The 10,594-nt window shown below is 64.7% G+C and carries 10 protein-coding genes and 3 pseudogenes; 4 read left to right on the forward strand and 9 right to left on the reverse strand.

Annotated features, from left to right (window positions below):
• Nucleotides 1–17 precede the first annotated feature (17 nt).
• Nucleotides 18–803, reverse strand: a complete 786-nt coding sequence (locus OG819_RS58515) for a hypothetical protein (RefSeq protein WP_323139322.1) — start codon at nucleotides 801–803, stop codon at nucleotides 18–20.
• A gap of 103 nt (nucleotides 804–906) precedes the next feature.
• Between OG819_RS58515 and OG819_RS58520 the strand changes: the two are divergent.
• Nucleotides 907–1,176, forward strand: a pseudogene (locus OG819_RS58520) (nucleotidyl transferase AbiEii/AbiGii toxin family protein); the annotation flags it as partial.
• 488 nt (nucleotides 1,177–1,664) lie between these two features.
• Here the strand turns inward: OG819_RS58520 and OG819_RS59050 are convergent.
• From OG819_RS59050 to OG819_RS02140, 4 genes are all read right to left on the reverse strand, one after another.
• Entirely contained in the window at nucleotides 1,665–1,868 is a 204-nt protein-coding gene (locus OG819_RS59050) for a DUF3883 domain-containing protein (protein WP_353963234.1), read from the reverse strand.
• Between the two features lie 268 nt (nucleotides 1,869–2,136).
• The gene (locus OG819_RS02130; protein WP_266647742.1) at nucleotides 2,137–3,525 is read right to left on the reverse strand and encodes an IS1380 family transposase; all 1,389 of its coding nucleotides are present in this window, start codon (nucleotides 3,523–3,525) and stop codon (nucleotides 2,137–2,139) included.
• Between the two features lie 1,377 nt (nucleotides 3,526–4,902).
• The gene (locus OG819_RS02135) at nucleotides 4,903–5,217 is read right to left on the reverse strand and encodes a hypothetical protein (protein ID WP_266647744.1); all 315 of its coding nucleotides are present in this window, start codon (nucleotides 5,215–5,217) and stop codon (nucleotides 4,903–4,905) included.
• Nucleotides 5,218–5,568: 351 nt separating this feature from the next.
• A complete protein-coding gene (locus OG819_RS02140) occupies nucleotides 5,569–6,027 on the reverse strand; it encodes a DUF6281 family protein (RefSeq protein WP_266647746.1) in 459 nt (152 codons plus the stop codon).
• A gap of 56 nt (nucleotides 6,028–6,083) precedes the next feature.
• Here OG819_RS02140 and OG819_RS02145 point away from each other — a divergent pair, with 56 nt between their 5' ends.
• Together OG819_RS02145 and OG819_RS02150 are read left to right on the forward strand one after the other, a co-directional pair.
• Entirely contained in the window at nucleotides 6,084–6,479 is a 396-nt protein-coding gene (locus tag OG819_RS02145; RefSeq protein ID WP_266647748.1) for a GNAT family N-acetyltransferase, read from the forward strand.
• 102 nt (nucleotides 6,480–6,581) lie between these two features.
• Nucleotides 6,582–6,968, forward strand: a pseudogene (locus tag OG819_RS02150) (leucine zipper domain-containing protein); the annotation flags it as partial.
• Between the two features lie 36 nt (nucleotides 6,969–7,004).
• Here the strand turns inward: OG819_RS02150 and OG819_RS02155 are convergent.
• On the reverse strand, nucleotides 7,005–8,372 hold the full coding sequence (locus tag OG819_RS02155) for an IS701 family transposase (RefSeq protein ID WP_266647750.1): 1,368 nt from the start codon (nucleotides 8,370–8,372) through the stop codon (nucleotides 7,005–7,007).
• Between the two features lie 103 nt (nucleotides 8,373–8,475).
• Here OG819_RS02155 and OG819_RS02160 point away from each other — a divergent pair.
• A pseudogene (locus tag OG819_RS02160) lies at nucleotides 8,476–8,901 on the forward strand (transposase family protein); the annotation flags it as partial.
• Nucleotides 8,902–8,980: 79 nt separating this feature from the next.
• On the opposite strand, the gene OG819_RS59055 reads toward OG819_RS02160, so the two are convergent.
• The 3 genes from OG819_RS59055 to OG819_RS02170 all read right to left on the reverse strand — a co-directional run bounded on the left by OG819_RS59055 (nucleotide 8,981) and on the right by OG819_RS02170 (nucleotide 10,589).
• Complete coding sequence (locus OG819_RS59055; RefSeq protein WP_353963235.1) at nucleotides 8,981–9,415, reverse strand: Imm1 family immunity protein; 435 nt, start codon at nucleotides 9,413–9,415, stop codon at nucleotides 8,981–8,983.
• Nucleotides 9,415–9,750 (reverse strand): DddA-like double-stranded DNA deaminase toxin, encoded by a 336-nt coding sequence (locus tag OG819_RS02165; RefSeq protein WP_266647752.1) that lies wholly within the window; start codon nucleotides 9,748–9,750, stop codon nucleotides 9,415–9,417. The genes OG819_RS59055 and OG819_RS02165 overlap by 1 nt, the downstream gene beginning before the upstream one ends.
• 128 nt (nucleotides 9,751–9,878) lie before the next feature.
• Nucleotides 9,879–10,589 carry a hypothetical protein gene (locus tag OG819_RS02170; RefSeq protein WP_266647754.1) on the reverse strand — a complete coding sequence of 237 codons (711 nt, stop codon included), beginning with the start codon at nucleotides 10,587–10,589 and terminating at the stop codon, nucleotides 9,879–9,881.
• Nucleotides 10,590–10,594: the final 5 nt, after the last annotated feature.

The following is a 10,594-nucleotide window of genomic DNA, read 5'->3' on the forward strand; positions in this document are numbered from 1 at the left end:
TCCAGGAACACATGACCTCACCCCGCACCGACCTGGCCGCTTTCGCCGTCGGCCTTGCCGACCGCCTGCCCGGCACCTGGACCAGTGAGTATCAGCGCCACGCGCAGTACGCGGACCAGTTCCCCCGCACCGAGCAGCTCTGGGGCACCGGCCACGTCGAGTACATCGTTAGCCAGTACGTCCTCACCCACGACGCCGTGCTCCACGGGCCGGCCGACCAGCGGCTGTACGTGACCGACCGGCCTCTCTACCCGCACCAGTTCGTCGTCGACCCGCTCGCCCCCGACGGCACGCGCATCAAGCCCCACCACTTCGTCGCGGTCAAGGAACCCAATGGCATCGCCGTTCCCAAGGACGTCGCGCGGGCGGCGGCACAAGTCGCCCGGAGGCTGCTGCCCCGCTACGGGCAGGCCCTGCAGACGGTGCTCACCAACGCGGCGAACCAGCCCGACCCCCCGCACCGGCCCGCCCCGCCACAGGTCGACCAGGTCCTCACCCTGACCCTGTACAGCGACGGAGCGCTCGGCGCACCGTACGAGAGCGTGCCGGTGGACGCCCGCATGACGCTGTACGCCCACGGCTTCCAGTACCACCCACACCAAGCAGCGTTCCTCCTGCCCGCCGCGTACGGGGACAGCGGTCGCGCGCTTCGTGTCCACGGCGTGGTCCAGCAGGCTCACGCCGCGGAAGATCTCGGTGAGCCGACGGCGGTCGTGGTCATCCGCGGACTCGTAGGCGAGCAGGACGGGCAGTGTCGGCTGGCGGTTGGCGGACCGCGCAGGCCCGCGGCCCGCGGCGGCCACCGAACACCCGTCCGCGTCCGGGACGACACCGGGCAGCTGGTCCAGATCGAAGCAGAGGAAGAGACGGCCTTCTGGGACTGGGCTGCGGTCGAAACCCTGCGGGCTAGAGACCGCCCCGCTGCCTGTCCGCTTCACCGTGTCCGACCCGGCCCCCGGGCAGGAGGCGAGGTCGACATCCTCAAGAAGATCTTCTGGCGGCTGGTCGCCCAGAGCCCGTTCGGGCCGGTCCCTCGCGGAGGAAGACGTAATCGGGACCAAGGTCCGCACCCTGGCCGACCGCGGAGCGGCCCGCGACCTGATTGACGTGTCCACAGCCTCCCGACGCTGGACCAACGCCGAGCTCGAGGAGTTCGGCCGCCGCCACGCCCGCGGCCCGCTTCGAGCGCTTCAAAGATCGAGCGCGAACACCCATAGCCGTCCGTGAAATGAACCGTCACCTACTGGCGGTTTTACAGGTCCACTGAGCAATCTTGAGAACCGTCGTGGCGCGAGCCATCCCGGGTTCAAATCTCACACCCACTGCACGGATGGGCCACGGGCACCTTCTGATCCGTAGCTCTATGCAGATCGGTCGTTTGTGGCTGTCCCGGTCGCACTTCGGCCGTGGTGGCCCAGTGCGGGGTGTTGGCGGTTGCTGTAGTTGCTGTACTTCGCTGCTGTATCGACAGCGTCAAGAAGCCACCGTATGCCGCGCGATTCGCACGCTCGCCAGCCGCGTCACAGTCCGGTTCGGTGAATGGTGAATGTAGAAGATGACGGTCAAGGTCTCGTCCTCGATAGTCCACGGCGAGGTGCAGTGGAGGACTCCACCGGTCGCGGTCGCAGGTTCGACGGTGCGGTCCAGCTCGATGGAGTGGACGATCACAAGGGCGTTGTCCGGCGCGTAATTGCGCTGCCATTCGGCTTCGGCCGCGTCAGGATGATCTGTCTACCGTCGGACGTCGTGCCCTTCACCTCCACGTGAAGCTTCTCGTCCCCTCGCGTCAGGTGCAGGTCGTACGGCTTGTTGGCGCCGACGTCCTTCAAGACCTCCGTGCGGTGTGTTCCTAGACAGCTCCACCACACCGGAGGTCTTCGCCATGATTAAGACCCGTTCGCGTCAACAACGCTCGTGATCAATACACCTACCAGCTCAGGCCGGCTACATCCGGAGCAGTCCTGCGGCCCCTTCAGCCCGGATCCACCGGCTTGATTGTGGTGTGATCGGTTCGGGGTCGTGCAGGGCGTGTCGGGGCTGAGTTGCGGATTCGGGCGTGGGGTGGCCGCTGGTCTGCCCAGCCTTTCCACTTTTCCGCAGTTCTCGGGCCCTTTCGGGCAGGTCGGTCGGGGAGTGTCAGGGGGCTGGTGGCGCGTGCACGATGCTGAAGAGCTGGGTGAAGTCCGTGCTCCAGGGCCAGCGTTCGGGCAGGTGCAGGGTGAGGCGGCGGGCGGAGCGGGCCAGGCGGGCGGGCACGTTGATCAGGTGGTCACGGATGGTGGCGGTGGTCGCTCTGGCATGGAACGTGCCGGCCAGTGCGCCGGCGGCGCGGGTCAGGTTGTGCGCCAGGGCGGCCTGGGCGAGCCACGCGGCATTGGCCTGGAAATGCCCGGAGGGTGCGTGGGCGAAGGCGCTGTTCTTGACATCCGCGATCACCTGCTCGACGACAGCGTGCCGTCGGTGATCACGCTCGGCATCGTTCAAGGAGAGCGGGGAGTCGGTGAACGCGGCGTGGTTGCGCCAGGTGTCAAACAGCGTGCCCTGTCCGGCGGGGACGGTGCCAGTGTTCAGGCGTTTGACGCGGCGCACGATCAGACGGGCGGTGACCTGCTGCTTCTTCGGCTTGGAAGTGAAGGCGGTGTAGCCGGTCTCGGCTATCTCGGCGTCGGAGATCCAGCACTGGCCCTCCTCGTCCCAGACCGCCTTGGGGTACTTGATCGGCATCCAGGCGTCCTCATCGATGCGGGCGATGGCGGCCTTGACGGAAGCGTTCATCCGCACGGTGATGGAGAACCGCGCGCCCAGCGCCCGGCAGGAGTTGACGACATCGGCGCCGTAGAACGCCGAGTCCGCGCGCATCACCAGCAGGCCATTCGCGCCGCAGGCGCGGGCGGTGCGGATGGTCTCGGCGACGAACGCTGCCGCCCCGCGCGCGGAGTTCGATGGTCCCTTGCGCAGCCTCGTGGCGGCGATCACCGGGGCGGCCAGGGGTGTGGAGACGATGCCGAGCAGCGCGTTCAGGCCCTTGACCTTGCTGTATCCGTAACCGGTGCCCTGCTTGGCGTAGCCGTAGGTGCGGCGGATGGTGTCATCGATGTCCACGTAGGCGACCTGGTCCGCGCCGGGCAGCAGCGGGGCGTGACGGGCCAGTTCGGGAAGGAACCGGCGGGCCACGGCGTGCAATTGCTTCACATGCCCGTGCGTGAAGGAACGCAGAAACGACCCCAGCGTGGACGGGGCCCGCACACCGGAGAACAGGCGGCCCATCGCGCCGTGCCGTAGCCGGTGCATGTCATCGATGCTGTCGGCGCCCGCGACCATGCCGCCCACCAGCGACATCACTTTCGCTGTGGGGAAGGCACCGGTGCCGTCCTTCGAGGCCGGCAGACGGATGTACTCCCCGACCAGTGCGGGCAGACCGCACCGCTCGGCCAACCGCACCACCGGCTCCAGGCCGCCGTACGCGATTAGGTTCGGGTCGTCGAACGCGGATGAGACCGCCGCTGCGGCATGGGAAGATTGCATCTCGGAAGTGCCTTGCTGATCGTGCCTGATGTGGTCCTAGAGAAACCCCATCATCGCAGGTCACAAGGCACTTCTTCGTTCCCCGAGAAACTGTCCACAGACATCAAGCCGGTGGATCCAGGTTCAGGCAGACTGCTGGTACAGGTCGCGGGTGCCTAGGGCGAGATCCTCGACCATGCCCGGTGTATGAGCATCCTCTACGCATCCCCTACACCTCTCGGAGGATCAGGGATCACCCCTGCGGGTGATTCCCACGAGGCTCGAAGGTCGCTAACCTTTCAGGCAGCGAAATACCCCCCTAGGTAACTTGGGTAACTCGCGCCGCTCCCTTCTACGGAAGGCGAGTGCCGCACAGGGGGTTCATCTGCGGGTGAGCCTCCCTGTGCGGTATTCGCCGCACACTGTAAAAGGGAGAAAAGAATGAAGATGAAAGAAGCTGTTAGGCGACTCCTAGGATTGGGTCGCGATTGCAGTCACAGCGATGAAAACTCAAGAGAGAATAGCGAACCTGCGAGTGTGCCAGCCCCGAATAATAGGGGTGGTTCGATTCGTCGAAGGTTCAAGATTGGGACCGCCGTGAGTGGCGTGATTTTGGCGCTCACTCTCATTAAGGTACTGAGCGGCACCCTAGTCGAGTTGGAACGAATTCACGATCTTGGCGGCCTATGCTCGCTAGACGTGGTGCGTGTCACTGGTACAGTTTATGAAGTTCTATGCCCCTCTTCCGACTGATTAAAGCTTAAGTAAGACGCATCGTACGCCTATAGGATTGATTCGCACTACGCTCTGGACTGATCACCCAGAGCTATGTAGAACCTGGCTAGAGTTCTTATGGAAATTTTGCGGTCCGGCATATGGCTGGACCGCCTTTTTTATGCCAGTGGAAATGCCCCAACGGGATCGGGCGCGGCTGCTCCCGTCTCGGCGAGGATCGCGGCGGTCTCGGCCTTCACGGCGGTGTCGTCCCACTCGGGTACAGGATCTTGACCTTCGTGTACGGGGTTGTTGGTGTCAGGTGTTGGTGTCAGACACCAACGGGGGACTTGACAGGACTCTGCCGCTCGACCCGCTGAACAATGCGGCTGGCCAGATCCATGAGGTTGGTAATCGAGGGGGCTTCGACGATCATCAGTCTGTCCGCTCGCCCGCTGCCGTTCGCGAAGCCGCACCCACTTTGGCGAACCAGGGAAGTGAGCCAATGGACTGTGGGGCGCTCAGCAGCGAAGAAGACCACTGGACGGTCTGACCAGGAGTGATCGGAGTAGTGGCTACGGCAGCTCGCTGAGGTGAAGCACCCGACCGACGTCAGAGCGTACGACAGCCCTGCCACCCCGAGTTCGAGAGCGTCAAGGGGCGATCCGTCCTCGGCATTCTCACTCACGAGTCGAACAAGCTCGCTGTCTGGGTGCTTTGCAGCGTAGCCGGCTGGCAGGTAGTCGAGTTCCCCACCTCAATAGCCTTGGCTATGGCCTCGAACTCGGCCTGGGTCTGGCTTGCCTGATCTACGAGGCTGACAAGGCGCTTCTCCTCATCGATCATCTTGACGGCTTCCTCGTGGCTCACCTCCCCGATGGTCCAGACGTCGCGGAAGTAGCCATAGCCCTCTTCGTCTACGTCCTCCTCGTCGGGCAGTCCCATGGCCAAGTCCGTAGGAAACGTAGGGTCAACGTCCATGTCGACGGTGGGAATCACGGGCAACTCCTACTTGGTTGACCAGCCAGACACACCGTACGTTCCCCACCCTCAGCAACCCCAGACCTCCCCAGCTCCCATCCCGTCCGCCGTCGACCCACACACCGTGGAGCGGGCGTGGTTCCTGGCGTCCAGGTGGAGCGCGCTACTGTACGAACGACCTGGACGCCAGGGGCCGCATCTGCTCGGCTCTGCCTGGGTCGATGGTGGACGGGATGGGAGCACCCCGCGCACGCCACTACGGACTCGCAGTCGGAAGCGGCGCCCTCTCCACCCCGGTGTCGGCCGATCCTCCGCCGGAGGCACTGTCTTGACCGCAGCCCACGTTCTGCGGTGATCGCCTCATGGCCGCTAGCCTCGTGTCAGGGTCTTGACCTCCGGAGGCAGGCTGCCACCGGGTTGGACGGCGAGGAGCATGACCTCGTCCGAGGTGTACCCCATCGCGATGGCGATACGTGGATTCAAGCCGTCGACGGCATAGGCCGTGGTTGGTTCGGGCCCTGCGGCATTGTCGTTGTGGCCCGGTGTGTCATCGCAGGGCGGGAACTCGGCGGGGCCGAGTGCTTTGCCTACGGTGAAGTCGACGTTGGCCACCTGCGTATAGGTGCGGCCCCCGTACATGGCAGCGATCGCGCATGACCCTTCGTCCTCCCCGCCACCGCCCTGCGTTGAACAGGCGGTTGTCAGCGCGGCCACGACCATGACCATGCCCGAGTACAACGGCAGCCGCCGCGACCGCGTGGACATGTCGGCGTCGCGGCGGCGTGAAATTCTGATTCGCATCAGTGAGGTTTTCTCAGCGTTGAGCACCTCCGATCTCGCCTGCAGAGGAGGATCGGGCAAGGGCGGCGGTCTACGCTCGCGCTATGACGATCACGTATGAGTGGCGGGGAGACTTCGACAACGCAGCCGTCAATGCGCTGCATGCAGCGGGTTTCAACCATCAGGCCCTGGAAGTCGACTGGCTGACCCGGGTGCAACGCCACAGCCTCGGCTGGGTCTGTGCACGGCATGACGGCAACCTCATCGGCTTTGTCAACGTCGTGTGGGACGGCGGTGTTCACGCGTTCGTCCTGGACACCGTGGTCGCAGAGAGCTACCGCCGCTCGGGGGCCGGAGCCGAACTCATCGCGGAGGCCACCCGGCAAGCCCGGGAAGGCGGATGCGAATGGCTGCACGTCGACTTCGAGGACGATCTGCGGTCGTTCTACTTCGACGCCTGCGGGTTCCAGCCGACGACCGCGGGTCTCATCGCGCTCTGAGCCGACCTCGCCGCGTGGTGCCCCCGGCCATGGACAGCCGTGAAGCCCCTGGTAGGACAGGTCTCACCACAAGATCATGTCTGCTGAACCAGAGGCTTCACGTTGGTCACCTATGTTGCCACGCTCGACGTCCCACGCCACGCCGTCGAGTTCCTCGCCCGGCTGCTGTCCGCCCACCGGCGGCGGATCGGTACACCGAAGGGCTCTCGCGCGCTCGGGCCGTTCCGGCAGGCGGTGCTGGTACTGCGCTGGTTCCGCGAGCGCGGCTGCGTGCACTGCCTGGCCCGCGACGCGGGCGTCTCCCAGGCCACCGGCTACCGCTACCTGCACGAAGGCATCGACGTCCTCTCCGACCAGGCCCCCGACCTGCACGAAGTCCTCGCTCGCTGCCGACGCGAGGGCATGACACACGTGATCCTGGACGGCACGCTGATCGAGTCCGACCGCCTCGCCGGCGTCCGGGACAACGGGAACGACCTGTGGTTCAGTCACGGCAGCTGTAGTTCGTGACTCGTGAGGTTCCTGTCATGCGATGGCCACTGCTGTGACGTTGTTCCAGCGGCGGTGGCAGGCCGTCGCGCGATGCTGGTGTCGGCGACGCCAGTTCGACCAGCGCAGGGCGTGTGCCGGATCGGTGTCCTGGCGGGGCCTTGGCAGGGCGAAGACCCGCAATAGCGCGAGGAGTTCGCGCGGGCTGACGGGCACCATGGCCAACTCGTCGTCGGAGTTGGCGGGGTGGGCGCGTTGCCGCTCGTGGAGGGCGCCGACGGCCAGAAGTGCGTAGGCGATCATTGACATGAGGCTCCAGCGGTGCCAGGACGTCCAGCAGGTGACCTGGCCGGTGTCGAGGTGGGCCAGGCCCTTGGCTCCCTGGAAGTCCTCCTCGACCCGCCACCTGCGGCAGACCGCGCTGACCAGCACCGATATCGGCTGCGGGTCGGGGTGCCAGGTCCGGTAGAAGGAAAGGGTGCCGGTGCGGCGGTGGCGTCGGACCAGGACCTGGCTGTGCCCGGCGGCCTGTCCGGGCGGCGCATCGTCGGGGTTCACGTCGATCATCGCCCAGTCGTAGAGCCGCTCGGCCTTGGTGCCATGGCCGGTCCTCAGCCGCATCCAGGCCCGCTTCGGCACCCGCTCCAGCAGCGCGGTGACCTTCTTCTTCCCGGCGCCCGGGGTGGTGACCCGGTGGCTGGTGGGTACCGCGATCGCGTAGCCGTAGCCCAGCGCACGGATCCGCGCACGCAACTCCCGTCCACCGTAGACCTCGTCGGCGGCCACCCACGCGGTGTGCACCCCCGAGGCGTGGGCGTCCTCCAGCATGTCGCCGGCCAGTTGCGGCTTGGTGGCGAACACCCTCTCGTCGGGCACCCCGACCAGCTCACGGCGCTCGTCGTCCGCCGCCCATGCCTCGCCCAGGTACAGCCGACGGTCGACCAGCGCGTGCCCCTCGGCACTCACGTAGGAGAGGTGTACCGCGACCTGGCACAGCCCGATCCCGCCCAGCGCCCCGGAGTACTGCCGGGCCGCGCCGACCGCGTCGAGGGACGACTTCTCATCGCCCGTCTCGTCCACCACCAACATCACCTCCCTCTCGCCGAGTTGCTCCACCGTCCAGGCCGCGACCGACCGGCGGACTGCCTCGGTGTCGAAGCGGGCCCTCGACAAGAAGTGCTGCAGGACATGCGGACCGCTGTGGCCGATCGCCTCGGCCAACGACCAGCAGTTCGCCGATTCCTTGACCATCAGCAGCCCAGAGACCATGTTCCGGCAGGTCAGCCGGGTCTCCCGGCGCGGGAAGCAGCTCGCGAACCGGCCCATCAACCCCTCGAACAACCCGTCCCACCCGGCGTGTACTACCGTGGCCTGCGCGGCCACCGCTTCTTGATTCTTCGTCACACAAGATCACGATGCCGGTGGCCGTACCCCTGCCGCAGGCACCCCACCCACCACGCTGGCCAGCGGCGATGCCTCACGCCTCACGAACTACAGCTGCCGTGTCAGTCAGAAACACAAGGCGTTCGGCGGGAACATCCAGTTCCTGTCCGGCCCGGACGGCACCCCGCTGTGGGTCTCCGACGTCGAACCCGGTTCCACCCCCGACATCACCGCCGCCCGCATCCACGTCCTGCCCGCCCTTTACAAGGCTGCGGCCGATGGCCTGCCGACCCTGGCCGACAAGGGCTACATCGGAGCCGGCATCGGCATCCGAATCCCGGTTCGCCGCCCAAAGGGCAAGTCCGAACAGGCACTTCATGCCGACACCCGCATGCTCAACATGCTGCTACGGCATGTCCGGGCCCTCGGTGAGCGCACCGCCGCCGAGCTCAAGCAGCGATGGCGGGCTCTGCAGCACGTCACGGTTAGCCCGAGCCGGATCGGCGACATCGCCCGCGCCGCCCTCGTCCTCAACACAATCTGGAAGTGATCACCGCTGAGAAAACCTCACTCATTAGACATTTAATCGCCGCTTAAAATTTCCGTAAACACTGAAGCACTTGAGCGAATCACCAGAATTCCGGCACTTGCCATCGAACGCACGTGGGACGCTTCCCTCCGGAAGCCAGGAACTCCTTGACCGCTTGACGCACAAGATCAATAGGGATTTCCGAGCGGTCTGGAAACTCAGTCGCGTTGCCCACGATGAAATAGGAAACCTCCCCCCGCCCCTCCGGCGAACCTAGCGTTACCACGTTCCCCTCAGCATCCATGAACTCCAGGACGCCCGCTTGAAGATTGTTATCAACCCCCACCAATAGTTCATGGTCGGGAAACCCGGAAGGCAGGGGCATCCTCTCCAAAGAATGCAATTCCGCCATATTATGGTAGGCCGGCGCCGTTAGGAGAGAGTCGATTAGCTCGTCGACATCCTCGGCACTGCAGATTATGGACCGATTTCCGGCGTGTTCCTTACGATAATAAGCCTCCACTCGGTTATGCATCAAGGCGCGCCTCCATAAGGCTGCGATTCCCAGCCACCATTTCCGTCGGGCCAGTGTGCCGTAAGCTGCCTCTTATTACCCAGAATTATACTCAGTACGTCATCGCACCCGAGCCTCTGCTTGCATGGCCCCTCGGGATTGTTTATATGGAGATCCGCCTTCTTAATCCCGTCCCGTAGCATAAGGGCGGCAAATTTCTGTTCGGCATCGTTAGCGCGACTTGAAGTCGACCTGCCTGACAGTACGCCCGCCTTCTGAAGCCTCTTATTGACTATGCCGATCAGTTCCGCGTCAGCCTCGCCGAAACCGCCGCCGAGCCCGACGACGGCGGCCATCCGCCGGTTTGTGTGCAGCACCCGTCCGCTCACGTTGCCGTCAACTACTGCCGTCAAACACCTTCAGCACGCCACAGCGGCCCCGCCGGAAGAGAATCCGACGGGGCCGCTGCGGTGCATCGAGAAACTCAGGAATCAGCTCTATCCCAGCCCTCGGGAACAATGTTGAGGACGTCCCGCGCTTCGCCCCCCAATGGGGCTGAAGCCCAGACAATCGAGTTTCCGTCAATACGAACCAGGAATTTAGCGCCAGCGAGCCATTTAACCCCCGGCCCTTCCGGCTCGGCCCAAAAGACATGTTCAGGAATACCAACAGGATTTAGGGAATGAGTGAGCTCCTCGATGGCATTCTCATTCGCTTCGCGGAAGATACAGCTCTCCGAAGAGATCATAAGCTCATTGAGAACGGCTTCGAGCAGATGCACGGAAAGCCGGTCTTGATAGGGCTGCCAATCGCCACCTGCTCGATTCGGATCCTTGAAAACAACAGGCGGATCAGGCTCGCCTAGCCGTTGAACGGAAACCCCCCAGAGCGCACACCTTTGATTCTCCTCTTGGATCACGAGTACGTCATCTTCGATCCTCATGCCGCCAGGTGGCAAGAGCGGGTCCTGGAACCCCATCAGCTCTTCCCTGCCTCCGCACAGGAACAGGAACCCCTCCAGAGGGCCTGGGATCTGCACACCAAGCCTCTCCTGCGCAGCAGTGAGTTCCTCTGGAGTGCAGCCAGCCCACCCTGCGGCCTCACCTCGCCATGCCCGAACCGCGCCCTGCAGCAATCTGAGCATCTCATCAGCACTGGATGGCAACACCGCGAGCTGTGCGGCTACATCGAACATCACGG

Source organism: Streptomyces sp. NBC_01549, from assembly GCF_026339955.1.
Lineage (GTDB): Bacteria > Actinomycetota > Actinomycetes > Streptomycetales > Streptomycetaceae > Streptomyces.

Coding starts and splice junctions, on each gene's coding strand:
- OG819_RS02145 (WP_266647748.1), top strand. CDS start 6,084: ATGACGATCACGTATGAGTGGCGGGGAGACTTCGACAACGCAGCCGTC.
- OG819_RS02130 (WP_266647742.1), bottom strand. CDS start 3,525: ATGCAATCTTCCCATGCCGCAGCGGCGGTCTCATCCGCGTTCGACGAC.
- OG819_RS59055 (WP_353963235.1), bottom strand. CDS start 9,415: ATGCATAACCGAGTGGAGGCTTATTATCGTAAGGAACACGCCGGAAAT.
- OG819_RS02170 (WP_266647754.1), bottom strand. CDS start 10,589: ATGTTCGATGTAGCCGCACAGCTCGCGGTGTTGCCATCCAGTGCTGAT.
- OG819_RS02165 (WP_266647752.1), bottom strand. CDS start 9,750: ATGGCCGCCGTCGTCGGGCTCGGCGGCGGTTTCGGCGAGGCTGACGCG.